Below are 25,415 nucleotides of genomic sequence, written 5' to 3' on the forward strand. Positions count from 1 at the left end.
CACCACGCAGCAAAGCGCGGCGCCAGGGCATCGGGACCGGACGCGCAATGGCATCTACATCGCGCTTGCCCAAAAATCAAAAACCACGAGCACCTATTAAAACAAAACCATTTCACGGGGGAGACTCGACATGCTAGGCCTGACCTTGCTGTACGTCGGAGCAGTACTGTGTCTGAACGGCATATGGCTGCTCGGCAAAATTGGCGACCGCGAGATCTGGGTCGTGAATATCTTCGCCGGCGGGGTGACGATGCTGGTGTCGCTACGGCTCATCTTCGGTGGCGAGGCCGATAGCGCATCGATCAAGGCCGGCGCGCTGACGCTACTGTTCACCTTCACCTATCTGTGGGTGGCGCTCAACCGCTTCAATGGCGCGGACGGGCGCGGCCTGGGCTGGTTCAGCCTGTTCGTCTCGGTCACGGTGATTCCCGTTGCCATCGACGCGTTGCGCCACGCCAGCTCCGTCTGGGACGTCTGGTTCGCCTGGTGCTGGGTCGGCTGGGGCGTCCTGTGGTTCCTGTATTTCCTCTTGCTGGCGATGCAGCGCCCGATCCTGAAGTTCACCGGTGTCGCCACCGTGCTGGCAGGCATTGCGACTGGCTGGCTGCCAGGCTATCTGCTGCTGAGCGAATCATTCAAATAGACAGCAACGGAGCGGCAACCGCGCAATGAAGCTGGTTCAGGCTGCAGCCATAACGGCTGCATGGTTAACGGCCGTAATCCGGCGATTGACCGGACCCACACCAAGGAGACAGGCAGATGGCAGATACCCTTATCAAGGTCGATCTCGCGCAGTCGGCGTACGAGAACGAGAAGGTGCACAACCGCTGGCACCCAGATATCCCGATGGCCTGCTGGGTCAATCCAGGCGACGAATTTATCCTGGAGACCTACGACTGGACCGGCGGTTTCATCAAGAACAACGAGTCGGCCGACGACGTGCGGGACATCGACCTGTCCATCGTTCACTTCCTGTCCGGGCCGGTGGGCGTGCATGGTGTCAAGCCGGGCGACCTGCTGGTGGTCGACCTGCTCGACGTGGGTGCCAAGCAGGAAAGCCAGTGGGGCTTCAACGGCTTCTTCTCGAAGCAGAACGGCGGCGGATTCCTGACGGATCATTTCCCGCTTGCGCAGAAGTCCATCTGGGATTTTCACGGCGTCTACACTACCTCGCGCCACGTTCCCGGCGTGGAGTTCGCGGGGCTGATCCACCCGGGACTGATCGGTTGCCTGCCCGACCCCAAGCTGCTCCAGACCTGGAACGAGCGCGAGGTGGGTCTGATCAAGACCGACCCCGACCGCGTGCCGCCGCTGGCCAACCCGCCATTCGCGGCGACCGCGCACATGGGCAAGCTCCAGGGCGACGCCGGCAAGAGGGCGGCGGCCGAGGGCGCGCGTACCGTCCCGCCGCGCGAGCACGGCGGCAACTGCGACATCAAGGATCTCTCGCGCGGCTCGCGGGTGTACTTCCCGGTGTATGTGGACGGCGCGGGGCTGTCGGTCGGCGATCTTCACTTCAGCCAGGGCGACGGCGAGATTACCTTCTGCGGCGCCATTGAGATGGCCGGGTGGGTGCATATGCGGGTGAACGTGATCAAGGACGGAATGGCGAAGTACGGCATCAAGAATCCCATCTTCAAGCCCAGCCCGATCACGCCAACGTACAACGACTACCTGATCTTCGAAGGCATCTCCGTCGATGAAGGCGGCAAGCAGCACTACCTTGACGTCAACGTCGCCTACCGGCAGGCCTGCCTGAACGCGATCGAATACCTGACCAAGTTTGGCTACTCGCGCGCGCAGGCCTACACCATCCTGGGCACGGCGCCGGTCCAAGGGCATATCAGCGGCGTGGTGGATATCCCCAACTCCTGCGCCACGCTCTGGATACCGACACAGATCTTCGACTTCGATATCCGGCCGGAAGCCAACGGCCCCACCGTGCATATCAAGGGAGGTGCCGATGTCCTGCTGTCGCCCGACGTGTCCTGACGTGCCATGACGTGTGCTGAAGCGATTGAAGCAGCGGCGGCCGGCGTGGACTCCCGTCTTCCCACGGGCCGCGCCGGCCGATCTCAACCGAGCGGAGACCCGAATGCCCATTTATGAATACGCGTGCGCGGAGTGCGGCAGCTTCAGCGCGGTACGTCGCATCGACGAACGCGACGCGCCACAATGCTGCCCTGGCTGCGGGCAGGAAGCCCGGCGGCTGGTCACGGCGACGATGCTGGCCCTGATGCCATCGGCCCGGCGCGTCGCGCATGCCGGAAACGAGCGCAGCGCCCATGCGCCGGTCAGTTCCCAAGGACATCGCCATGGGCCCGGCTGCGGCTGCTCGGCGGGAAGCGCCGCACTGGCTGGCAAGGGTGCGGCCAAGTCCTTTCCCGGCACGCGGCCGTGGATGATCAGCCACTAGTCCATTGCGTCATTGAAAAAGCACCCGTTTGTGACTGAATTAGGTGCATGGAAAAGATGAACTTGACCGAGTGGACCTCGCGCCCGACCTCGGGGCTGCCGGTGAAGGTGACCTTATACGCGCCGGGATGCTCGCACAGCGCGCAGCCCACCACCTCGCCGGCGCCGGGTCACGACGTTCAGCACGCCGTTGGGGAAGCCGGCTTCCTTGCACGGCGCGGCAAGGTGCAGCGCGGACTGCAGGGTTTCCGCGGCAGGCTTCAGCACCACGGAGCAGCCCGCCGCCAGGCGCCGGGCCGATTTTCCAGCAGGTGATCATGCACGGCGTGTTCCACGGCACGATCGCTGCGATGCTGTCTGCCGCATGGAGCCGTTACGCCGAAATTTAAATGCAATTAATCGCCAAGCTTTACCCGCAACCGTCAATCGCTGCTGGAATGACGCAGTTCCCCCGCAGCATAGAAGATATGCCAATCTCGTTTCGGTGATAATTTCACTATCATGAAATGTGTGCCAAGAACGTGAGCATCAGGTGACCGATGTTCGCGGTGCTTTACTGAAGATGAGGGACGGCCCCTCGAAGTCGGCTTGCAGGAGCAGGCTTCAAACCGCCACAAGCTGCGTGGGTAAAGAGCCCTCGTGGTGAGCGTTGTTGGAAAAGTCGGGGGGAACCCCGGCAGGTGGGAGTCAAAGAGACGAACGCGAGTGAACCGCTGATGACGTGTCGTAATAGTGATAATCGATGTCAAAACCGGGGGGGGTTCATGCTCCGGGACAAGTTTGGGCGATGCCTGCTGACGGCCCACTCGGCATCCGGCATATAGGTGGCGTGACTTTGACTCAGGCTTCAGTAAGGAACTTGGGAACCTGTCGTCCCGATGCGAAGGGAGAAATCCAAGCGGAAGGCCTCCGCAAGGATGAGAGTACCGATGCGGGGCACAGGGGCGGAGACGTCCGTAGTAGGGCTGAAGGTCCTGTAATGGGGCTGGACCGAAGGGGCGCCATCGTCTGGCTTTGTGCTGCGGGCAACCCGCAAGGGGAGGACCCGCATGGATAAAGCAAAACCGTTTTGTATTTCCAAACGTGAGGTGTGGGAAGCATATCAGCAGGTGAAGGCCAACCGTGGGGCGGCGGGCGTGGATGGACAGTCGATGAAGGAATTCGAGGCGGATTTGAAGAACAATCTGTATCGGATCTGGAATCGGATGTCCTCCGGCAGCTACATGCCGCCGCCGGTGCTGCGGGTTGACATACCCAAAGCGGGAGGTGCGGGAACGAGGCCGTTGGGGATACCGACGGTGATCTCATAATGCACCTCTCACAGTTGAGTGTGGGAATGTTGCCCCCGAAGATGCCCTGAAGTGCGCACCCAGTCCCGCAGTTGCTGTTCCTTGACGGGATCCAGCGTGATCCACCATGGACCCCGCCCGTCGAGCTTACGAGCGTGGACCACCTGGCGCTCAATCCAGTAATACACGACGTGTGGACTGATGCCTAGTCGGTGAGCGAGTTGCTGGACCGTGAGTTCGTCGGGCCGCATGAAGTTGGTCGCCGCAATCCCGTACCGGTAGCGGATCCATTTGACCATGGCGAGCGTGAACGATTTGCCAGTTGGGCTGCGCAGGCCTTCCTGATTGAGGTGCGCAACGATTTGTGGCTCGGACAAATGTTGCGACAGTTTGCGCACGTGCTCGACGGTTGCAGTGGGATAGCGCACCGCGTCGGCGACCGGCTTGGGCAAAGTCACGGTGGTGTCGGTACAGGTGCCGCCCTGCCAACGCACGTGTAGGACCACCTGTCTCGTTGCGGGCAGTTTCTCGACCGTAATGTCCCGGATGAGCAGTCGCAGCATGCGCTTGCGATCCTTCGCCGGGGTCGCCGGAGCACGCCAGAGGCGCGGCAGATTGCGCGCCAGTGCGAGGATCTCGGCCTTCTGTTCGGGCGTGGCAACGCGCGCCTTCTGGCTCTGGAACTGGGCGGCTTCCGTCTTGATCGCTTCGAGGCGAAGCATCGCGTCATTCCAGCGCCGCTCGAGGGTGCCCGTGACCAGACGGTTGGCGGGATCGCATTCCTGATAGCGACGCTCGGCAAGAGCGACTTCATACTCGGCGCGTTCGATGCGCATATGCCACTGACGCATGATGGCGTGATCCCGTTGCTCGAGTTCGTTCAGGGCGGTCACGGCGAGTTCGAGTTCGGCTGGCCGCAGGGCCGCGAGCATCGCTTCGCCGATCGCGTTGTCGAGCAGGTCGCTGCGCACGCTCATGCAATCGGTTGTCGCCAGACCCTGGCGGCGGCGCGCATTGCACAGGTACAACGGATAAAGGCCACCGTTACCCTGGTACCGCACGGTCAGCGCCCGACCGCAGCAGCCACAGATCAGCATCCCCTGCAGCAGCGCCAATCCTTCACGCGCCGCACCGCTGAGCACGGAACCTTCGCCATTGGTTCGGTTGCGCGCCAGTCGCGCCTGATTGCGCTCGAAGTCCTCCGGCGTGATATAGCCTTCGTGATGGTCGGGCAGATGGACGCGCCAGTCCGCCTTGGGTACCGGCTGCACGCGCTGATGGACCTCTCCCTGTGGCGTGATGCGTCGGCGATACTGGTAACGGCCGAAGACATAGATGCCCGCGTACGAGGGATTGCGGATCAAACCGAGCACGCGCTCGTGTCTCAGGCTCCCCCAGATGAGTCGACCTGCCCAGGCACCGCCGTATGCGCGCTTAGGAAAGCGCAGCCCATCTTCGGCAAAGCGCTTGACGACTGCGTATGCGCTGCCGGTCTCTTCAAATAGACGAAATACCAGTTGCACGGCGCCGCGAACCTCGTCATCGGGGTCGAGGACGATGTGACCCTCATCGTCATAGCACAAGCCAACTGGCAGCGGAAAGCGCAACTCACCCTTCTGCGCCTTATTGAGCTTGCCGCCTTGGAGGCGCCCGCGCAAAAAGTGAAGTTCGGCCTGTGCCATTGTGCCTTTGAGACCGAGCAGCAGACCGTCGTTGAAGTCGCCCGGATCGTAGCAGCCATCGGCGTCGATGACGAGCGTATGGGTGAGTGTGCACACAACTCGAGCAGGCGATGCCAGTCCAGATTCGAGCGCGCCAGGCGCGAGACTTCCAGCGCAAACACGGCGCCCACGTGCCCCATCGAGACATCCGCCACCAGCGTCTTGAAATCCTCGCGGCCCGTCATCTGCGCGCCTGACTGACCGAGGTCCCGATCCAGGATCCGGATCGACGATTGTGGCCAGCCCAATGCCAGCGCTTTGTCGCGCAATGCATATTGGCGCTCTGTGCTCTCCTGATGGTGTCGCACCTGGGCCAGCGTCGATTGGCGGATATAGATGTACGCCGGCTTGCTCTGATGTTGGGGGGTGATCTTGGTGTTCATCGACGGCCTCCTCGGTCAACTCCAGCGCGGGCTCTGCGGTGAGCCAGGCTTCGAGCATGTTGGCGATGAGTACGCCGGCCGATTGCAGGTCGATGGAGTTGGTGAGCGACAGCGGCGACTGGCTCACCGGCGCCCCTTATAGCGCCTCGCGGCGGCGTAATAGTTCGCGGTTGATCTCGCAGATCTCCTCGATGATCTCGCGGACCCGGTGATAGTTCGCCAGGTGTTCGGTGACCTCGGCGTAATCGGCCTGTGGCACGTAGTCCATTTGTGGTCGGCGCCCGGGAAAACTCACCGACAAGTAGTACTTGGGGCCATGACCGGGGCCATCGGCGCACTTGCAGCCAGGCTTGCCACAGCGCTTGTAGCGTTCGATGAGCGAGCCCCGCAAGAGCGTGTCCAATGCCGGCATTTGCTTGAGCAATTGCGCGCGGCGCTTGCGTAAAGCGGACGATGAAATATCTTCCATTGTCAGACCATGTAAAAAACTGGTCTGATAGTAGATCAGTGTGATGCATTGATCAAGCTCCTTTGGTTGATGACTTCTTGGAGGACGAAGCGGAAAGCTGATCGATTAACGCGATCAGCTCCAGCAGCATGCCCAGATCGAAGCGAGACACAGGGATCTCGCAATCGTCTTCGACGGCAGGCGCGCCCCAGTCGGTCCATTCGCGGGCAATGCTGAAGCTGCCGCGCTCGACATGACCCAGCAGCAATGTGTCGACGCCCGCCACCCGGCGCGTCTTCAGTACCGGAAAACGTTGGCCTCGGAGCGGATGAAACGGATGGCGGATCTCAGCCCATCCCAAATGCTCGTTGAGCGCTTGTGCAGTTCGCGCTGACCGTCCCAACGATCTCCGATCGCATCGCTCAGACGGTGGTCAAACGATACCTGGAGCCGCTCGTGGAACCGGTGTTTCACGGCGACTCATATGGGTATCGCCCCGGACGATCGGCGCATCAAGCGCTGAGCGTCACCCGGCAGCGATGCTGGGAGTACGAGTGGGTGCTCGACCTCGATATCAAGAATTTCTTCGGTAGTATCGATTGGGAACTCATGATGCGCGCGGTGCGCTGCCACACAGACTGCGCGTGGGTGCTGCTGTACATCGAGCGCTGGCTCAAGGCACCTGTACAAATGCCTGACGGGGCCGTGGAGTACCCGGACAAGGGCACGCCGCAAGGCGGTGTCATCAGTCCGGTGCTGGCTAACCTGTTCCTCCACTATGCGTTCGACCGGTGGATGCAGAAGCATCATCCGGACGTGCCATTCGAGCGTTATGCCGATGATGTCATCTGTCATTGCAAGAGCGAAGCGCAGGCGCGGCTGCTCAAGCAGGGGCTAGAGACGCGGCTGGCCGAATGCAAGCTGGATTTGCATCCAGAGAAGACCAAGATCGTGTATTGCAAGCAGGCCAACAGGCATGCAAGCTATCCGCTATGTCAGTTCGACTTCCTGGGCTATACGTTCAGGCCGCGAAGTGTCAGAAATCGGGTGGGCAAGCTGTGGGTTGGCTTCGTACCTGCAGTGAGCAACAAGGCTGCGAAAGCGATGCGGCAGGAGATGCGTCGCCGTAGTGTGTTGCACCGCTATGACCTGAGTCTGGCTGAGTTGGCGGACCGAACGCGTCCGACTTTGCGGGGTTGGATTCAGTACTACGGTCGATTTTATCGGTCTGCGCTGGCGCAGGTGCTGCTTGCGGTCGATGCCGCGCTAGTCCGCTGGGCCCAACGGAAATACAAACACCTCCGCGGTCGGAAGGTGCGTGCAGCGGCATGGCTGAAAGACGTCAAGTCTCGGCAGCCAGGCTTATTTGCGCACTGGGCCATGGAGCGCACGGTTGGACGATAGGAGCCGGATGAATCGAGAGGTTCATGTCCGGATCTGTGAGGGCGTGAGGGTGCGATTCCCTTGCGCTACTCGACAATCTGGTCAGCAGCCTCCACGCTGGCTTGCTTGTTTCACGGGACGGGCCTCCATGCCGCGACCCCTACCTGATCCTACCTCACCTTCGCGCGCAACGATTCGCACCCTTCATCAACTGGGCGACCGCATTCGAGCCACCCGGGCAGGGGAAGGGATGCCCATAGACCAGGCGGCGAGGCATTGCGGCGTCGCTGTCGGCATGCTGTCCAGGCTGGAGAACGGCAAAGGCGTCAAGCTCGAGCACGCTCTGCGGGTGCTGGACGGGCTGGGTTTGACGATGCTGGTCGTGCCCAAGGCGCATGCACTTGGCTCGAAGAGGCTGCGGCCCATGCGTCCAAGACTGGCTTTGTTGAAATTAACCGGACCGCCCAGGTGGGCGGGGATAGACGTCAAACCGAATCAACGCGGCGCGCACTGGCCTCCGATTCCGCATGCCGCTGATGTCAAACACGCCGGTCTCAATCGACGTGATGAACCCATCCGAACGGGTCGGCGGTCTTGCCGCGCTGGATGCCGGTCAGCAACGAACGGAGGCGTTGCGTGACTTCGCCTTCCCCACCATTGCCGATCGTGAACTCTCCACCAGCGTGACGCACCTGCCCGATGGCGGTGACGACCGCGGCCGTGCCGCAGGCGAAGGTTTCCTTAACCCGTCCACTGGCTGCATCTGTGCGCCACGTCTCGAAGTCGTATGGTGGTTCGTTGACCGGAATACCCTCGTGCCCGGCCAGTTCGATGATCGAAGCGCGGGTAATGCCCGGCAGGATTGTCCCTGTCAATGGGGGAGTACGCAGAGAGCCGTCATCCATCACGAAAAACACATTCATGCCCCCGAGCTCCTCGATCCAGCGGTGCTCTGCAGCGTCAAGGAATACCACCTGGTCGCAGCCCTTGGCCGAGGCCCCGGTCTGCGCGATTAGGCTGGCCGCGTAGTTGCCGCCGCACTTGGCCGCGCCGGTGCCGCCAGGGGCCGCGCGCGTGTATTGATCCGAAACCCATACGGTCACCGCCGACTTGCCGGCCTTGAAATACGGGCCGACCGGGCACGCGATCACGCAGAATATATATTCGGCCGCCGCGCGCACGCCGAGAAAACTCTGCGACGCGAACATGAACGGGCGCAGGTAGAGGCTAGCCGACTCACGCGCTGGTGATGCGTGCGCTCGGGAAACTCCAGGCGCATCGCGTCCGCTATAACGTGCTGGCGTGCGTCAACCGCCGCAGCGCAGCCGAGCCACTGCGGGTCTACGAGTTCATGCGGACCCACGGCATCAGCCATATCCAGTTCATTCCCGTGGTCGAACGCCTGCCCGGCGCGGCGGACCGGGCCATTGGCCTTGACGGCAATCGTGTCGATGTCAAGAACGGTGCCTACAACCGGGCGCTCGTCGGGCAGTATGGGCAGGACAACCAGGCATATGTCAGCCAGACCGGACTCGGTGGCGCGGTGTTGGTGCCCCAGTTTGGCAATAATATGACCGCCACCATCAGTCAGCGCGGAGGGCGCCAGGTTCGTTGTGCCCGGTCGAGCGGGACGAGCCTGATTGCCCATGTCGAACGTCTTCAGAACTGATGCTTGATGCCCGCATAGGCCATTCGAGCATGAGCCCCCGCGTTCGCCGTCGACAGCTGGGATCCTGACGTCAGTCCGCCAACCCAGAAGTTATATCGCCCGTTACGCTCGTTCCGCAGTTCCACATAAGAGACATCGAGTGTGGTGCGCTTGCTCAGGCTGTACTGATAGCTGATGGAGAGCATCTTTGCGCCGGTGTCATCTACCGTATTGCCGTTTTCGTGCATCGAGAACGCCTGCCCCCAAGTCAGGGCGACCAAGTGCGGGCCAAAGCTGTACCCAAGCGGGACGGCGTAGGCAATCCGGTCCTGCCGCAGATTGGTTGCACGGTTGGTCACGCGGTTACGGTCAACCACGACGCCCACGCGGAAGCCGTTCCACGTGTAGCCAATGGCCAGCTTGTCGGCCGTCTGGTCCAGCGAGCCGACGGTCTGCAGCGGCAAGGTACCCTGGCTGTCACGCTGCATGTGGAAGTAGCCGGCCTTGAAGCCGCCGTTGGTGTACGTCGGACTGACGTACCAGGTATGGTTGCGGCCAGCGCCCGGCTGTTCGGCGTCAAAGGAGTAGGATGCCATTCCCGAGAAGCCGGCGATGATCGGAAACTCGTAGCGGACCGTGTTGTTCAGGAAGTTGCCGGCGAAATTGGCGCCGTTGATGGTGCCGAGCACATTGAGCGAGTTGGCGGCATTGGGCGCTGCATCAAATGAGCCGTGCGTGTCGTTGATGAACCAATGGTGGCTGAAATAAACCGACTGGCGGCCTAGTTTCAGGCGCCCAAAGCGTTCTTCGTCAAAGCCGACGTAGAACGTACGGCCGGCACCCTGGACGCCGGTGTCAAGCGCAAAGTCCCATTCCAGGTGATACAGGGCTTTCAGGCCCGGCGCCAGTTGTTCCTTGCCGTCGATGAACCAGAAGCTCGTGTTGTTCGATTCGCGGTAGGCGCGGGCGGACGTGCCGCCTGCGCGGCCGGAGCCGCTGATGGAGGTCATGTCGAGGCCGAGCTTGAGCTGGCCGCCGACCAGCATGGTGGTCTGTGCACTGGCGAGTGCCGGTGCGCAGAGCAAGGCCAGCGCAGCGGCGCGGGTGAGGGATTGCATGGGTTGTCTCCGTCCTTTCAATGGATTAGCTGGACCTCTGCGGGTCCTGCCGCGGTGCCGGCGCGCAGCCGGGGCGCGCCGACTGGCTCAGTAGTTGCCCTGCAGGGCAGCCTCGAAGCCGGCGTCGAAGCCGGGCAACATGTCCGGTGTGGCCCAGAATGCGTGCGCGCCGGTGGGCACCTGTTGCGGCAGCACGATCCGTGCGACGGGTCCCCGCGTGATGTCACGTGCATCGAAGATGGCGCACTCGCCCTTGCCGGTACTGAGGTTGGTCAGGAACGTGACGAGGTAGCCGTCGTCTTCCGCAGTGGCGCCACGCCGTTGCGCGAAGGGCGCCTCGCTGAGGTAGCAGCCTTGCGGCAGCATGTAGGTCTGCGTCTGGCCGGTGAGCAGGTCATACTTTTTCAGGCCCTCGAGCAGCCAGAATCCCTTGCTCGGAATCGCGTTGTAGCTGTAGCGGTACGAGCGTCCGTTGTGCAGGCCGTTGACCATCGGGAACTCCGTCACCTGGTCGTCGAGATCTTCCTCACGTGTCTGCCCGGTGCGCAGGTTGAAGCGCCAGCGATGCATGCGTGCCTTCTGCAGGTGTAGGTCCAGCATGGCCTTCAGCCGCTCGTAGCCTTCGGTCGGCAGGCCGGAAAGGTCGGGCAGCGGATTGGTCTGGATGCAGCCGTCCATGACTACTTCGTCCCCGTCCTCGAAGGTATTGGATAGATGCAGCACGTAGCAGGGCTCGGCTTCGAACCAGCGCACGTCTGCGTTCTTGCCGAACCGTGGAATGACGCCGAAGCGTGACGGAACGTCACGCCAGAAGCCGAGCCTGTGCGAGCCCTGGCGCAGGCGTTCCGGATCGAAGAACAGTGGCAAGTCATGCAGCACGCAGTAGTTCTCGGTCATGCCAAGGTCGTGCGGCCAGCGCGGACCGGGCAGGTCGATGGGCTCGAAGTGGATGAGCTGGTTGTCCCGGTCCACCACGCCGTAGTTCATGTAGGGCGGGGTTTCGCCGAAGTTGAAGAACATCATGTGACCGGTGTGCTCGTCGACCTTGAAGTGCGAGCAAATGCCGCGCGGAAACAGCGCACGCGCCCAGTTCGGCTCCACGCCGGTGGTTTCCAGGCTGAACGGCGACATGCGGTACGGCTCCGAACACTGCGACATGGCCGCCAGGATCTTGCCTCCGTGGACGATGATGTCCGTCCCTGCGTTGTCTTTCATGGCGCCGATCGAGCCCCAGCCGCGCAGCGCGGCCTTGCGCGGTTCGATGATGCCCGGCCACAGCGACTTGCCGGCCGCCTGTTCGGCGAGGAAGCCCACCGTGCGCACCCAGCGGTTGCGGTACTGGACCTTGCCGCCGTGGAAGGCCATGGCGTGCACCATGCCGTCGCCGTCGTACGGGTGATAGCGACCCATAGACTCATGCACCGGGTTGTGTCCGTTGCGAACGTACAGGCCGCTGAGGTCGCGCGGGATCTCGCCGATGATTTCCAGGTCGGGCGAGGTGGCGGTCCACTCGGTGTCGACCGGACGCCAGGCATCGTTCAGGTAGGGGTTCTCGTTCGGCCAGACGATGGTGGGACTGGCGTGGAAGCTGATGGTTTTCATGGTCGGAACAAGAGTCAGTCGCCGATGCGACGTTGGAGGAAATCGAGCAGGTGCCCGTTGAAGGCCTCGGGCTGTTCCGCCCAGGCGAAATGGCCGACACCGGGCATGCAGACGAACTCGCCATGGGGCAGTCGGGCGGCCAGTTTTTCCATCACGGCAGGCGGAGCGGCGGAGAGGTCGTGCTCGCCGGCAATGCACAGCACCGGCACCTGCATACGGGGCAGGATGTGGCGGCCGTCGAAGCCGACAATGGCATGAATCGCGGCGCGGAAGGTTTCTGGCCGCATGGCCGAGACCACATCGATGACGCGGGCCACACCGGGGCCAGCGGCGCCAGGCGCCATCATCCTGCGCAGCATGTCCGGGCCGAACTCGGCAATGGTCCTGCCGGCATCAAGCGGCGCCACGCGGTCGCGTACGAACTTCTGCTGCCATTCACCGTCGGCCTTGCCGAACGCGGCGCTGGTCGCCGACAGGACAAGGCCATGCACGCGCTCGCGGCGCAGGTCGAACGCGGCCTGGGCAATCATGCCGCCCATGCTGTGGCCGAGCAGCACGTTGCGTCGCCCGCCGACTGCGTCGATCAGGCGCACCAGCGCGGCGGCGGCAACGTCCACATTGAACGGATCGGGCAGCGGACTCATGCCGTAGCCGGGGGCGTCCCAGGCCACCACGCGGTAGCCGTTGGCGACCAGCGCGGCGATCTGGTCGCGCCAATAGTCTTTCGCGCCAAAGGCGCCGTGAAGCAGGAAGACTGTGGTGTCACCGTCGCCGGTGACGCTGTAGTCGGGGAGTCGTGTCTCGGTCATGGTCTGCGATGGATGTGGAAGGCGGTCAGGCGGTGGCATCGGTGGCCTGCTGCGCCAGTTCGCGCAACGGAGCCTTGAGGATCTTCCCGGCGGGATTCCGGGGCAGTTCGGCAACGATCAGCAGGCGCTGCGGCAGCTTGAAGATGGCGACCTGGCGCACCTGCAGCAGGTATTCGCACAGCGCCTGCAACGTGGGCGGGTCGTTTGCAGCGGATGGCGCCGGCACGATCACGGCGCACACCTTTTCGCCAAGCTTGTCGTCGGGATACCCGACCACGGCCGCACTCTCAACCGCAGGGTGGCTGATCAGCAGCGATTCCAGCTCCTCCGCCGAGATGTTGATCCCGCCGCGCACGATGATGTCCTTCGCGCGGCCAACGAACTCCAGGTACTCGCCGTGCTCGCCCGCGATGCGGAACAGGTCGCCGGTGCGATAGAAGCCGTCATGAGTAAAGGTGCGGGTCGTGACCTCGGGCATGTTGAAGTAGCCGGAGAACACATTGGGACCACGGAAGCACAGCTCACCGGCCTGGCCCCCCGTCTCGATGGTCTCGCCGGTGCCGGGGTCGATCAGCCGCGTTTCAACATACCTTGCCGAGCCCTGGGTCGACGCACACTGCGGCGAACCGTAGCGCGGGAAATAGCGGCCGCGCAGGCGTGGCTCGGGAAGGTCGAGCGCCGTGGCGGCCAGCGACGCGCCCTCGCTGGAGCCGAAGAAGTTCAGGATCTCCACGCCGTGCCGCTCGCGGAACGCGCGTACCACATCTTCCGACAGCGCGGCCGAGCCGGAGCCGATATGGCGCAGGCGCGAGAAATCAATTCCCTGCAGTAGCGCCTCGTGCTTGAGCAGCTCATGCAGCATGGCGGGTGGCGCACTGGTAAACTCGATCTGCTCATCCCGGATCTGCTGCAGGAACACGTCCATCGTCATCGGCTGATGCAATACCAGCCGCGCGGCGCGGTCCAGCCACGTCACTACGCTGCCCGAAATTCCGCCCATGGTGCTGAGCAGGCGCGGCGAAAGAATGTGACAACCGGTCCGCAGGCTGGCGGCATCGGTCATCAGCCGGCGCGACACCAGCCACTGGTTGTGCGTGCGCGGTACGGCCTTTGGCCGCGATTCGGTGCCAGAGGTCCAGATGATGGTGGCGATGGCGTTGGCGTCCACCGGATGCCGTGTCTCGTGGCGAGCCAGGCGTTCGCGGTCGGCAGGTTGGCGCAGGCAGTCGTCCAGGCTCGTCATGCCGGAAGGAACGTTATCGCCGAACAGCAGGGTGCGCGTCAGCGTGGCATGTCCTTCTGCAAGCGCGGCGGCCACGGAGGCGTGGCAGGTCTTGCCGAGGCGCCGCACGCCGATGTAGGCGCTGGCGCCAAGGTGGTCGGCGATCTGGCGCAGTTCATGTTCGCGATACTGCATCGGCACTGGCGAAATGATAATGCCGAGCCGCCAGCAGGCGAGGTAGACCAGCGGGAACTCGCTGGTCGTCGGCAACTGTGCCACGACGATGTCGTCGGGGCGCAGGCCGGCGTCAAGCAGCACGCAGCAAAGGCGGTCGACGCGGTCCGACACGTCGCGCCAGGTGAGGCGTACGGGAGCTCCGTCGGTGAAATCGGGGCGGTTGGGCGGATCCACCAGCGCAATAGCCTCCGGTGCGGTGGAAGCGGCGGCGCGGAAGACGTCGTACAGTGTCTCGCTGCCCCACCAGCCGGCGCGGGTGTACTGCTCGATGTCCTGTTCCGGAGTGATGATCATGGTGCGTCTCCGGTTCTGTTCACAGTTGGCCGGCGCGCGCGCCGTTGCTCCAGCGGTCGTCGCTCAGTCGCGCTACGGCCTGCCGGTACTCCGCGCGCAGGCGGTCGATCACGCTGGCTGTCGATTCCACGGCATGGACCTGGCCCACGCCGTGCCCGGCAGACCACAGGTCCTTCCACGCCTTGGCGTCCTGCTCGCGGTTGCTCAGATCGAAGCGGTCGCGTGGCTTCAGGTTGTCCGGATCGAGGCCGGCCGCCACCAGGCTGGGCCGCAGCTTGTTGGCCCAGGCGCCGGTGATGGCGTTGGTGCAGACGATGTCGGCGAAGCCGCTGTCCACCACCATCTGCTTGTAGGCTGGGACTGCGTGGCTCTCCTCGGTAGCGATGAACCGCGTGCCCATGTAGCCGAAATCCGCGCCCATGGCCTGCACGGCGCGTAGCGACGTGCCGTCGCACAGGCCGCCGCCGACGACGATGTACCCGTCGAAGAATTCGCGTACCGCGCTGACAAAGGGTGGCGCCGCCATCGGGCCGGTGTGGCCACCGGCCCCCGAGCAGACCAGCACCAGGCCGTCCACACCGCTGGCCGCTGCCTTGCGTGCGTATTCGGGCGTATTGACGTCCGCGAACACCAGGCCGCCATAGCCGTGCACCGCCTCCACCACGGCACGCGGACCGCCGAGCGCCGTAATGACCAGCGGCGCCTTATGCCGCACACAGATCTCCAGATCAGGCTGCAGTCGCTGGTTGGAGGTATGCGCGACCAGGTTGACGGCCCAGGGTGCGCACGGCTGGCCGGCCGACAGGCGCGCGTCGCGAGCCGCGGCGATTCGGCTGATCCATTCGTCGAGGATTTCCGGTGTCCGGGCATTCAGGGAGGGCAAGACGCCGATGGCGCCATTGGCGCATGCGGCGTTGACCAGTTCGACCGAAGACACCAGAAACATCGGCGCGACGATCAGCGGCAGACGCAGGTGCTCGAACAGGGAAGCTGTGGGGGCGGATGGCTTCATGATGGGGCGTTGTACTTGTCCTATTACTTCAATATATGAACCATATGGGCAAAACATTGCCACATCCCTGACGAAAGAACTCCGCCGGATGAGCATGGCACGCTCGTCCGGATTCAGGTAGGTGGCACATACTTCAACATATGAACCAATATATTTGGTGGGGCCGGCAGTGGTCAAGTTTCGGGGCTCAGGGTCTTCCCTGACTCAGTTGCAGATCCGGGCGCGGAGTGATGCCGGGGGTACAATACGCAATTTTTCAACGAACCATTTTCATGCCAGCGACTCAGCGGCACATCGCCAACAGCTCCGTGGTCCGAGCCCTAGCCATCGTCGGTGATGGATGGGTCCTGCGCCTGTTGCGCGAAGCCTTTCGCGGCGTCAGGCGTTTTTCCGACTTCCATGGGCGGCTTGGCATTCCCAAGGCGGTGCTCACCAAGCGGCTCAACCATCTGGTGGAGTCGGGGATGTTCGTGCTGGAGGAGTACCAGAGAGTGCCCCAGCGCTACGAGTACCGGCTGACCGAGATGGGCCTGGATTTCTGGCGCGTGCTGCTGACCATGTGGGACTGGGAGGTGAGCTGGGACCCGGACCCGAACGACATGCGTCTCAGGCTTGAGCACCTTGACTGCGGCCACGCGATCCGCCCAGTGTCGTCGTGCAGCCATTGCGCGCAGCCGTTGCAGCTTGCCGACATCTCGCGCCGCCCCGGGCCTGGCCAAGGCACCGAGCCGATGCTGCCGCCGCGTTCGCGGCGGCGCATGAACGCCAGCAGCGTTAAGAGCCCTGGCGAGCACGCATTGCGCTCACAGATCATCCAGTCCGTTGGCGATCGCTGGACGCCGATGGTCATGGGCTGCATCTTCCGCGGCAGCCGCCGGTTCAACGAAATCGAGGCGGAACTGTACATTCCGCCCTATATCCTCGGCCAGCGCCTGGAAGAACTGGTGGGACTGGAACTCATCGAACGCCGCCGCTACCAGGACTCCCCGCCGCGCGACGAATACTTGCTTACGATCAAGGGGCTCGCGCAGCACCACTACACGCTGCAGCTGATGCGCTGGGGTGACCGTTGGCTCGCCGGCGACAAAGGCCCGCCGCAGATCATGATCCACAAGGCCTGTAGCCATGCCTTCTATGCCGACCTGCGCTGCAGCCACTGCGGCGAGGTGCTGGAGCGCGAGCGCGTCAAGCTGTTCTAGGCTCCAGGGGTTCTAGGGAAAACACCAGAGTCAATTTTCTTTACATGGTCGGCACATAGTTCGTATATTGAAGTTAATGTGACCGACAGCAAAGGAGCAAGGAATTGGATGCCTTTATCGTGGACGCCGTGCGATCCCCGCGCGGACAGGCTCGTGCGACAGGTGCGCTGGCCGGCGTCAAGCCCGTACACCTTCTCGCGCAGATGTATGAGGCGCTGGCCGCGCGCACCGGCATCGACACCGGTGCGGTGGAGGATGCGGTGATCGGCTGCGTGTCGCAGTCCGGCGAGCAAGGCTCGAATATCGGCAAGATCGCCGCGCTGTACGCAGGTTGGAACCCGTCGATGTCGGCAGCGACGATCAATCGCTTCTGCAGTTCCGGCCTGTCGGCCGTCAGTTTTGCGGCCTTGCAGGCTGGTGCAGCTGACGGACTTGCCGTAGGTGGTGGCGTGGAAATGATGTCGCGCGTGCCGATGTTTAGCGACAACGGCGCGTGGCGCAACGACCCCGAAATTGCCGAAGCCACGCATTTCATGTCGCCAGGCATCGGGGCGGACCTCGTGGCGACGCGGTACGGCTTCAGCCGCGAGGCTTGCGACGACTACGCCGCATTGTCGCAGCAGCGCGCAGCCGCCGCGCGGGATGCAGGGCGTTTCGCTGCCTCCGTGGTGCCAGTGCGCGACATGGCCGGCGAGATCGTCCTTAACCAGGATGAGACAATCCGGGTCGGCGTCACTGCCGCGAAGCTCGCGTCCATGGAACCAGCCTTCGCCGCCGAGGGCGAAGCGGGGGGCGATGCGCGGCTACTGCGACACTTCCCGGAACTCGACGTAGTCCGCCACGTTCACCACGCCGGCAACTCTCCTTGTATGGCCGATGGCGCGGCGCTCGTGCTCGTGGCGTCCGCCAATGCGTTGCGACGGCACGGCTTGCGGCCGCGCGCACGTATCGTGGCGGTGGCGGACGCCTGCGTGCCGTTCGTGCAGACCGGTGCGGTGGAGGCCACGCAGAAAGCGCTGCAGCGCGCCGGCCTGGCGCACAGAGATATCGACCTTTTCGAGGTCCGTGACTCGTTTGCCGCCGTCACGCTACATTACATCGATACGCTCGGCATCGACATCGAGCGGTTCAATGTTAACGGCAGCTCGATTGCGCTTGGCCATCCGATGGGCGCCACCGGTGCCATGCTCGTGAGCACGGCACTCGACGAACTCGAGCGCATCGACGGCCGGTACGCGGTGCTGGCTATTCCTGGTGCTGCCGGCGTTGCTGTGGCGATGGTAGTCGAGCGCGTTTGAGCGGCGGGAAGAGTCGTGCTGTGCCGTCTATACGGTTCATATGTTGAAGTTATAACGGTCGCTGGCGGTGGGTGATGCGCGCCGGCGACCGACAAAATAAAGCGCACCCGAAGGAGACAACCATGAAGCGCCCCTTTGCCGCCTTGCGCATTGCCGCGCTAGGCCTGGCGGCTTTTGCCGCCGCCGTACCGGCGTACTCGCATGCCGAGCCGTCGTGGCCCAGCCGCCCGATCACCGTGATAGTGCCGTTTCCGCCCGGCCCCGTGGATGCCAATGTGCGCATCCTGACCACGAAGGTGTCAGCCATACTGGGCCAGCCACTGGTGCTGGAGAATCGTCCAGGCGCGGGTCAGCGCATCGGTGGCGCGGCGCTTGCGCGCGCGCCTCGCGATGGCTACACCATCGGCGTCATCACGCAAGCCGGGGCAGTGGTTGCCCCCGTGCTGGACGCGACCACTCAGTATGACGTCCGCAAGGATTTCACCTATCTGACGATGGGCTACGAGTCGCCGTTCATTGTCACGACGCCGGCGTCCAGTGGCATTCGGACGCTGCGCCAGCTGGTGGACCAGGCCAAGGCAAAGCCCGGTGCTTACAAGTTCGGATCGACCGGCGCCGGCACGGCCTTCCATATCTGGGGCGAGGCGTTCAACAGCACAGCGGGGATCAAGCTCCTGCATGTGCCTTACAAGGGCGAGTCTCCGCTGCTGCAGGACCTAGTCGGCGGGCAGGTCGACATGGCCTTCTCTTCGCCGACCGTGCGCAACCTGGTGGAGTCGGGCAAGCTGGTGGCGCTCGCCACCACAGGCGATACGCGCGCGCCGCAGTTCCCCAATGTGCCTACCGTGCGTGAGCAGGGCGTGCCATTCAGCGCCGTGTCGTGGCTTGGCTTCGGCGCTCCGGCGGGAATTCCCGGGGCGATACGGGACCGGCTCGTCGCGGCATTCCATGAAGCCATGCGCGATCCGCAGGTGCAGGCCACCTTCCTGGCCAACGGCCTGCAATTGCAGCCGACCAGCCCGGAGCAGTTCCGCCAGCAAGTGAACAGCGAGACGGCACGCCTGAAGACGATGGTGACCTCTTTGGGCATCAGGCTGGAGTAAGCCCTATTGCCGGCGTTCCCGCGCCGACCCTTCAAAACCCTGCGGCCGTCACTACGGCCCGGTCCGGAGCACACCATGAACCAACCCACCACGCTCGCCGGCGTCCATCCCGGCGGCGAGTTGGCTCACAGCCGCCTCAATGCCGAACACTACCGCGTGCTTGGCCTTTCCACGCTGGGCGGCGCGCTTGAGTTCTACGAGTTCATCATTTTCATCTTCCTTGCGCCGATGCTGAGCGCGGTGATGTTCCCGCCCGAGGTGCCGGCGTGGCTGAGCCAGCTCCAGACGCTGGGCATTTTCGCCGCCGGCTAGGCTGGGTGCCGGTAATCACGCTGTTCGCGCTTGGCACGGCGATCGGCGGACATGGCCTGACCGGCTGACCGGCGACGCCTGATTCCTTTTCTACCAAGGAGATGTCGATGGATGGATTTACCTTGCTGCCCCCGCGCGGCACACGTGTCGCCGTCGTGGGCGGCTGTGGCGGCATTGGCCGCGCCGTGGTGGCACAGGCCGTGGAAAGGGGCCTGCGCGTCGCCGTGCTCGACCTGCCGCGGTCGATGGCGCTGTTCCCGCCGCCGGACGGCACGCTCGCGGTCGGCTGTGACGCCATGGACGAGCAGAGCGTGGCCGCTGCCTTCGAGGCGGTGTCACGCGAATTCGGCGGGCTTGACGCGGTCATCAACCTGGTCGGTTTCACCAAGGAGCGGATGCGTCTTGACGACATGCCCCTGGCCGAATGGCAGGAGATCACGAGCGGCACGCTGACCAGCGCGTTCCTGGTGAGCCGCGCCGCACTGCCGTTGTTGCGGGCTGCCGGCGGCGGGGCCTTGGTCCATACCGCGTCGACCTTCGGCGTCGCCGTGTCGCTGCCCGGCTATGGGCCGTACGCTGCATCCAAGGCCGGCGTGATCAACCTGGTCCGTGCGCTGGCCACGGAGTGCGGGCCCGACATCCGCGTCAACGCCGTGGCGCCCGGAATCGTGCAGACCGCCTTCCTGCAGGGCGGCACCGGCCGGCCGGAGAAGCAGGAGCGGATCGATGCCGACGCCGTGACGCGCATGCTGCCCATGCGGCGGATCGCGCAGCCGGAGGACATGGTAGGCACGTTCCTGTTCCTGATCGGACCGGGGTCGGCTTATATCACGTCGCAGACCATCCATGTGAACGGAGGCCTGTGGTCATGAGCTTCCCGATTCCCGCCGATACCACGAGCTTCATCGACGGCGACTTCGTGTCGCCGGGTGCCGCCACCACGCTGCCGGTCATCAATCCCGCGGACGAGCAGGTGGTCAGCCTGCTGCACGAGGCCGATGCCGGGGAAGTGGACCGTGCCGTAGCCGCCGCTCGCGACGCGTTCCTGCACGGTTCCTGGCCCCGCATGGCGCCGGCGGCGCGCAGGGAGGTGTTCGCCCGCATCGTCGACCTTGTCGGCCGCCATCTCGACGAGCTTGCATGGCTCGAGACCGCCAACACCGGCCAGACGCTGCACTATGCCCGCCAGTACCAGCTGCCGCGCATTCTCGGCAACTTCCGCTTCTATGCCGAATGGCTCGGCCAGGCGACCGAACTGGCCACGCAGGACGGCGAAGCCACGCTGCGCTACGTGCTGCGCGAGCCGCTGGGCGTCGTCGCGCTGATCTCGCCGTCCAATGCGCCTACCGCGCTGGCGTCGACGAAGATCGCGGCGGCACTGGCTTTCGGCAATACGTGTGTGGTCAAGACCTCGGAGCAGACGCCGCTGGCGCTGGCCAGGCTCATGGCGTTGCTGACCGAAGCCGGCGTGCCGCCAGGCGTGGTGAACCTCGTCAACGGTCGCGGCCACGTCACCGGGGACGCGCTGGTGCGGCATCCCGATGTGCGAGGCATCTCCTTTACCGGCGGCACCGCCACGGCTCGCTGCATTGCTGCCATTGCGGGGGAAGGGCTCAAGCGCGTGGATCTGGAGCTCGGCGGCAAGTCGGCGAACATCATCATGCCGAGCGCCGACCTGGAGCGCGCCGTGGACGCCGCACTGCTTGCCATCTATACCAACAACGGCCAGCAGTGTTTCGCCGGTTCCCGCATCGTGCTGCACCGGGACATCGCCGACGCCTTCATCGACCGCTTCGTGGCACGCACCGAGCGCATCCGCGTGGGGCATCCGCACGATCCGTCGAGCGACAACGGGCCACTGGCCTTCCGCGCCAGCTATGAGCGCGTGCAGTCATATGTCGATATTGCTCGTGCCGACGGTTGCAAGCTGCTGGCCGGCGGCACACGCGCAGCGGGCTTCGAGCGCGGCTACTACTTCCGGCCGACGGCGGTGCTGGCGCCGTCCAACGCCGCGCGCGTCTGCCAGGAGGAAGTCTTCGGGCCATTCGCCGCGCTGCTGGTGGTGGATTCGCTCGACGAGGCGGTCGCGGTCGCGAACGATTCGCGCTATGGGCTGGTGTCCTACCTGTGGACCGGTGAACTGTCGGAGGCCATGGATGCGACGCGCCGCATCCAGGCTGGCAACGTGCTCGTCAACACGCCGATGCTCTCGCTCGATCCTCGCCTGCCGTTCGGTGGCTACAAGGAGTCTGGCGTGGGGCGTGAGGGTGCCCTGCCGTCACGGCATTTCTATACAGAGGAGAAGACGGTAACGGTGGCACTGACGCCGCCGGGCTTGCCGAGGCTCGGGGTCTAGGTGGGGTCACGCCAAGATAAGGGCAATCGGCTATCATAAGCCAATAGGTTATATAGACTAGCAAAAACATTCCCGTCAGTTATAACGCGGGTCTGGAAGTTTGCCATCGTCCTCGGCTAGACTGGCTGGCCCTTCAGAGATTGCCGAGATCCTGTTTGGCCACCGTCGAGCGTACCGCCTACCCGCGTTTCCCGAAGGTTTTCTCCACCAAGGAGCTACAGGCGTGTTACACGCCGGATGCCGAGGAACTGGAGTGGGCCACCCGCTCAACCCGTGGACAGGGTCCGCGACTTGGCTTGCTGGTGCTGCTGAAGGTCTTCCAGCAACTGCATTACTTCCCCAACCTGGACAGCATTCCCGTCGTCGTGATCGACCACGTGCGGGGCAGCGCCGGTCTGGCGCCAGATGCCGCGTTTGGCTATGACCGCAAGCTATCCCCCACGCTGTACCGGCATTACACGGTGGTGCGCGAATTTCTCGGCGTCCAGTCCTACATTGGCACCGATGCCAACGAGGTCACGATCCGCGCCGCGCGCGAAGCCGCGGAAACGATGGACCAGCAGGTGGACATCATCAACGCCACCATCGATGCGCTGATCCTGCACCAGGTCGAGCTGCCAGCGTTCTCCACCCTAGACAACATTGCCGAGCAGATTCACACCCGCACGCAGACCGCGCTGTTTCGACGCGTCGCAAGGCGCTTGTCCGATGAGGAGCGGCAGCGGCTGGACGGGCTCCTCACCCGGGAATTCACCAACCGCCTGACCGCCTACAACAACATCAAGCGCCACGCGCGCCGTCCATCACGCAAGCATCTCAACCTACTCATAGAACACCTGACCTTACTCGATGGTCTCGGCGATTTCTCTCGCGCAATCGCAGGCGTGCCCGCCTCGAAGCTGCGCTCGCTGGCCAGCCAGGCCATGAGCCTGGATGCGGCCAATCTACGGGAGATCCTGCCTGAGAAGCGCTACACGCTGATCGTCACCTTGCTCAACCATATGCGCGTGCGCACCCGCGACGATCTCGCGGAGATGTTCATCCGTCGCATGGGCGCCATCCACAAGCGGGCGCGCGATGAGATGGAGCGCATCCAGTCTCGTCAGCGCACGCAGATGGAGAAGCTGGTCACCTTGCTCGACGGCGTGGTCGATATTGTCGCCGATGGCCAGGACGACGCGCTAATCGGCCGGCAGGTGCGCTGCTTCCTCGCGCCGTCCGGCGATCTGGAGCCGCTGCGCGAGAGCTGCGCCGAGGTGCGGGCCTTCAGCGGCAACAACTACCTGCCGCTGCTATGGCGGCATTTCCGTGGGCACCGCTCCGTGATGCTGCGCCTGGCGCAGGTGCTGGAGTGGGAGTCGACCAGCCAGTCGCGCACGCTGCTGGCGGCCCTAGCGGTGATGCTGGACAATGAATCCCTGCATCGCGAATGGATCGCCGCGGAGGTGGATGTGAGCTTCGCCTCGGAACGGTGGCGAAAGCTGGTGCGCCGCCCCCACGACCAGGGCGCCCCCACCAACCGGCGCTACCTGGAACTGTGCGTGCTCTCACATATGGTCAACGAGCTGCGTTCCGGCGACTTGTGCGTGGTGGGGTCGGATGCCTTTGCCGATTACCGGGCACACCTGCTGCCCTGGCGCGAATGCGAACGGCGCCTGCCCGAATACTGCGCCAAGCTGGACATGCCGGGCAACGCGCAGGACTTCGTGGCGCATCTACGCCAATGGCTGGCCGATACGGCGCGTACCCTGGATGCCAGTTTTCCCGACAAGCGCCAGCACGTCACCATCGGCCAGGACGGCGAACCCGTGCTCAAGCGGACGATCGCCAGGGAGATCCCGGCCAGCGCGATCGCCCTGCAACAGGCGCTGATCCGGCGCATGCCGACGCGCAATCTGCTGGACGTGCTGGCCAACATCGAGCACTGGACCCACTTCACGCGGCACTTCGGCCCACTCTCTGGCAGCGACCCCAAGATCCGCAATGCAGCCGAGCGCTACCTGCTGACCATCTTTGCCATGGGCTGCAACCTGGGGCCCACCCAGGCCTCCCGCCATATGGGGGATCGGGTCACGCCGCACATGATGTCGTTCGTCAACCGCCGGCATCTGAGCCTGGAGCGTCTCGAAACCGCGCAGCGGGAATTGATCGAACTGTATCTGCGGCTTGACCTGCCCAAACACTGGGGGGATGGCAAGACCGTCGCCGCTGACGGCACCCAGTACGACTTCTACGACAACAACCTGCTGGCCGGCTACCACTTCCGCTACCGCAAGATGGGTGCGGTGGCCTACCGGCACGTGGCCGACAACTACATCGCGGTGTTCCGGCATTTCATTCCGCCCGGCGTGTGGGAAGCCATCTACGTGATCGAGGGTCTGCTCAAGGCCGGTTTGAGTGTCGAGGCCGATACCGTGCACAGCCGACACCCAGGGCCAGTCGGCTGCAGTGTTCGCCTTCACGCATCTGCTGGGCATCAACCTGATGCCGCGCATCCGCAACTGGCAGGATCTGAAGCTTTACCGTGCCGATGCCGACACCAAATACAAGCACATCGACCGGCTGTTCTCGGACACCGTGGACTGGGACCTGATTGCCTTCCACTGGCAGGACCTGATGCAGGTGGCGCTATCGATCCAGGCCGGAACAATCTCCTCGCCGCTCCTGCTGCGCCGGTTCGGCTCGGAAAGCCGCCGCAACCGCCTGTTTCTGGCGGCGCAGGAACTCGGCAAGGTTGTGCGCACGGCGTTCCTGCTCGAATGGATTGGCAGCCGCGAACTACGCCAGGAGATCACCGCCACCACCAATAAGATCGAGTCCTACAATGGCTTTGCCAAATGGTTCTCATTCGGCGGTGACGTGCTAGCCGAAAATGACCCCGACGAACAGCAGAAGCGCCTGCGCTACAACGACCTGATCGCCTCGGCCGTGATTCTGCAGAACACGGCGGACATGATGCAGGCCCTGCGCGCGATGGTAAAGGAAGGGATCAAGATCGACGTGGCCGACATTGGCTTCCTGAGTCCCTACCTCACCAGCAACATCGAGCGCTTCGGCGACTATAAGCTGAACCTGGAACGGGTGCCGGAAGCCTGGATTCGCGACAGCCTCTTTGCCGCGCCCGCCCATTCCGTCCGCAAGCCTCGCCATGCCTGACACCGATACCCCTTACGGCAGGGTCGACGCCGAGGCGTTGCAAGCGCTTCGGGACACGTTCGACACGACCACGATCCTGCGCGTGGTGGACCAACTCGATGCGATCCGCGCGCGTTGCTGTGAGCCAGCCGGACTGCGCGACGATCTGCTGCGCTTGCACGGCATGGCACATACTCTGATCAACGGCGCCGCATTGTCGTATCCAACCACTGGTCCGACCCTCGTGGACCAAGCCGAGGCCATCATAGAGGAACTGGACGACTGGATCGTGCTGCTCAAGCAAGCCGTGCAAGCGCTGCGCCCGCTGGAGCCGCTTCGTCCCGGCGAAGGTGGCTGACCTGGCCCGGTTGCCCGCGTCGGTCACACTGGCCAGTATTGGAACCTGTGTCGTTACGAAGCGATTCAGTGCG

22 protein-coding genes and 4 pseudogenes are annotated in these 25,415 nt (G+C 63.8%); 15 read left to right on the forward strand and 11 right to left on the reverse strand.

Going from position 1 to position 25,415, the window contains the following annotated elements:
* Nucleotides 1-130 precede the first annotated feature (130 nt).
* From C265_RS16275 to C265_RS16285, 3 genes are all read left to right on the forward strand, one after another.
* Nucleotides 131-643 carry an AmiS/UreI family transporter gene (locus C265_RS16275; protein ID WP_010811909.1) on the forward strand — a complete coding sequence of 171 codons (513 nt, stop codon included), beginning with the start codon at nt 131-133 and terminating at the stop codon, nt 641-643.
* A gap of 116 nt (nt 644-759) precedes the next feature.
* On the forward strand, nt 760-1,992 hold the full coding sequence (gene fmdA / locus C265_RS16280) for a formamidase (protein ID WP_010811910.1): 1,233 nt from the start codon (nt 760-762) through the stop codon (nt 1,990-1,992).
* A gap of 103 nt (nt 1,993-2,095) precedes the next feature.
* Nucleotides 2,096-2,416 carry an FmdB family zinc ribbon protein gene (locus tag C265_RS16285; protein WP_010811911.1) on the forward strand — a complete coding sequence of 107 codons (321 nt, stop codon included), beginning with the start codon at nt 2,096-2,098 and terminating at the stop codon, nt 2,414-2,416.
* Nucleotides 2,417-2,480: 64 nt separating this feature from the next.
* On the opposite strand, the pseudogene C265_RS32675 reads toward C265_RS16285, so the two are convergent.
* Nucleotides 2,481-2,767: pseudogene (locus tag C265_RS32675) on the reverse strand (aldehyde dehydrogenase family protein); the annotation flags it as partial.
* Between the two features lie 697 nt (nt 2,768-3,464).
* On the opposite strand from C265_RS32675, the gene C265_RS16300 reads away from it, so the two are divergent.
* Nucleotides 3,465-3,725 carry a reverse transcriptase gene (locus C265_RS16300; protein WP_081645130.1) on the forward strand — a complete coding sequence of 87 codons (261 nt, stop codon included), beginning with the start codon at nt 3,465-3,467 and terminating at the stop codon, nt 3,723-3,725.
* A gap of 8 nt (nt 3,726-3,733) precedes the next feature.
* Here the strand turns inward: C265_RS16300 and C265_RS16305 are convergent, their stop codons facing one another.
* From C265_RS16305 to C265_RS16315, 4 genes and pseudogenes are all read right to left on the reverse strand, one after another.
* Complete coding sequence (locus tag C265_RS16305) at nt 3,734-5,482, reverse strand: recombinase family protein (RefSeq protein WP_246840214.1); 1,749 nt, start codon at nt 5,480-5,482, stop codon at nt 3,734-3,736.
* Nucleotides 5,483-5,535: 53 nt separating this feature from the next.
* A pseudogene (locus C265_RS32910) lies at nt 5,536-5,808 on the reverse strand (recombinase family protein); the annotation flags it as partial.
* Between the two features lie 136 nt (nt 5,809-5,944).
* Complete coding sequence (locus C265_RS16310) at nt 5,945-6,277, reverse strand: DUF6788 family protein (RefSeq protein WP_037024435.1); 333 nt, start codon at nt 6,275-6,277, stop codon at nt 5,945-5,947.
* A 52-nt stretch (nt 6,278-6,329) separates the two neighbouring features.
* A complete protein-coding gene (locus C265_RS16315) occupies nt 6,330-6,659 on the reverse strand; it encodes a DUF5372 family protein (protein ID WP_371258356.1) in 330 nt (109 codons plus the stop codon).
* Here C265_RS16315 and ltrA point away from each other — a divergent pair.
* Both ltrA and C265_RS32225 read left to right on the forward strand, forming a co-directional pair.
* Nucleotides 6,635-7,660, forward strand: a complete 1,026-nt coding sequence (gene ltrA, locus C265_RS16320; protein ID WP_010811918.1) for a group II intron reverse transcriptase/maturase — start codon at nt 6,635-6,637, stop codon at nt 7,658-7,660. The two genes, C265_RS16315 and ltrA, sit on opposite strands and share 25 nt — an antisense overlap.
* A gap of 229 nt (nt 7,661-7,889) precedes the next feature.
* Entirely contained in the window at nt 7,890-8,279 is a 390-nt protein-coding gene (locus tag C265_RS32225; protein WP_246840215.1) for a helix-turn-helix transcriptional regulator, read from the forward strand.
* Here C265_RS32225 and C265_RS16325 read toward each other — a convergent pair.
* Nucleotides 8,194-8,868: pseudogene (locus C265_RS16325) on the reverse strand (branched-chain amino acid aminotransferase); the annotation flags it as partial. The gene C265_RS32225 and the pseudogene C265_RS16325 overlap by 86 nt on opposite strands.
* Nucleotides 8,869-8,888: 20 nt before the next feature.
* Between C265_RS16325 and C265_RS16330 the strand changes: the two are divergent.
* Nucleotides 8,889-9,308 carry an arylsulfatase-activating protein gene (locus C265_RS16330; protein WP_010811921.1) on the forward strand — a complete coding sequence of 140 codons (420 nt, stop codon included), beginning with the start codon at nt 8,889-8,891 and terminating at the stop codon, nt 9,306-9,308.
* On the opposite strand, the gene C265_RS16335 is transcribed toward C265_RS16330, so the two are convergent.
* The 5 genes from C265_RS16335 to C265_RS16355 all read right to left on the reverse strand — a co-directional run bounded on the left by C265_RS16335 (nt 9,299) and on the right by C265_RS16355 (nt 15,581).
* Nucleotides 9,299-10,405 carry a porin gene (locus C265_RS16335; RefSeq protein WP_010811922.1) on the reverse strand — a complete coding sequence of 369 codons (1,107 nt, stop codon included), beginning with the start codon at nt 10,403-10,405 and terminating at the stop codon, nt 9,299-9,301. The two genes, C265_RS16330 and C265_RS16335, sit on opposite strands and share 10 nt — an antisense overlap.
* Nucleotides 10,406-10,492: 87 nt before the next feature.
* On the reverse strand, nt 10,493-12,007 hold the full coding sequence (locus C265_RS16340) for a carotenoid oxygenase family protein (protein ID WP_010811923.1): 1,515 nt from the start codon (nt 12,005-12,007) through the stop codon (nt 10,493-10,495).
* 14 nt (nt 12,008-12,021) lie between these two features.
* Nucleotides 12,022-12,816: an alpha/beta fold hydrolase gene (locus tag C265_RS16345; RefSeq protein WP_010811924.1), complete on the reverse strand. Its 795-nt coding sequence runs from the start codon at nt 12,814-12,816 to the stop codon at nt 12,022-12,024.
* Between the two features lie 25 nt (nt 12,817-12,841).
* Entirely contained in the window at nt 12,842-14,569 is a 1,728-nt protein-coding gene (locus C265_RS16350) for a class I adenylate-forming enzyme family protein (RefSeq protein WP_010811925.1), read from the reverse strand.
* A 19-nt stretch (nt 14,570-14,588) separates the two neighbouring features.
* Entirely contained in the window at nt 14,589-15,581 is a 993-nt protein-coding gene (locus tag C265_RS16355; protein WP_010811926.1) for a nitronate monooxygenase family protein, read from the reverse strand.
* A 272-nt stretch (nt 15,582-15,853) separates the two neighbouring features.
* Between C265_RS16355 and C265_RS16360 the strand changes: the two genes are divergently transcribed.
* The 8 genes and pseudogenes from C265_RS16360 (at nt 15,854) to tnpC (ending at nt 25,342) form a co-directional block, all read left to right on the forward strand.
* Complete coding sequence (locus C265_RS16360; protein WP_168163312.1) at nt 15,854-16,780, forward strand: helix-turn-helix domain-containing protein; 927 nt, start codon at nt 15,854-15,856, stop codon at nt 16,778-16,780.
* Nucleotides 16,781-16,884: 104 nt separating this feature from the next.
* Nucleotides 16,885-18,078: an acetyl-CoA C-acyltransferase gene (locus C265_RS16365; protein ID WP_010811928.1), complete on the forward strand. Its 1,194-nt coding sequence runs from the start codon at nt 16,885-16,887 to the stop codon at nt 18,076-18,078.
* A gap of 122 nt (nt 18,079-18,200) precedes the next feature.
* Nucleotides 18,201-19,181, forward strand: coding sequence for a tripartite tricarboxylate transporter substrate binding protein (locus C265_RS16370; RefSeq protein WP_010811929.1), 981 nt, complete (start codon nt 18,201-18,203; stop codon nt 19,179-19,181).
* Between the two features lie 75 nt (nt 19,182-19,256).
* Entirely contained in the window at nt 19,257-19,493 is a 237-nt protein-coding gene (locus C265_RS16375; RefSeq protein WP_010811930.1) for a hypothetical protein, read from the forward strand.
* Between the two features lie 122 nt (nt 19,494-19,615).
* Nucleotides 19,616-20,365, forward strand: a complete 750-nt coding sequence (locus C265_RS16380; RefSeq protein ID WP_246840216.1) for an SDR family NAD(P)-dependent oxidoreductase — start codon at nt 19,616-19,618, stop codon at nt 20,363-20,365.
* Nucleotides 20,362-21,849 carry an aldehyde dehydrogenase family protein gene (locus C265_RS16385; RefSeq protein ID WP_010811932.1) on the forward strand — a complete coding sequence of 496 codons (1,488 nt, stop codon included), beginning with the start codon at nt 20,362-20,364 and terminating at the stop codon, nt 21,847-21,849. The genes C265_RS16380 and C265_RS16385 overlap by 4 nt, the downstream gene beginning before the upstream one ends.
* 155 nt (nt 21,850-22,004) lie before the next feature.
* Nucleotides 22,005-25,005 (forward strand): annotated as a pseudogene (locus tag C265_RS16390) (Tn3 family transposase).
* On the forward strand, nt 24,998-25,342 hold the full coding sequence (gene tnpC, locus C265_RS16395; protein ID WP_037024439.1) for a Tn3 family transposase post-transcriptional regulator TnpC: 345 nt from the start codon (nt 24,998-25,000) through the stop codon (nt 25,340-25,342). Before C265_RS16390 ends, tnpC begins: the two are co-directional and overlap by 8 nt.
* The last annotated feature ends 73 nt before the right edge of the window (nt 25,343-25,415 follow it).

It is taken from the genome of Cupriavidus sp. GA3-3, assembly GCF_000389805.1.
GTDB lineage: Bacteria > Pseudomonadota > Gammaproteobacteria > Burkholderiales > Burkholderiaceae > Cupriavidus > Cupriavidus necator_D.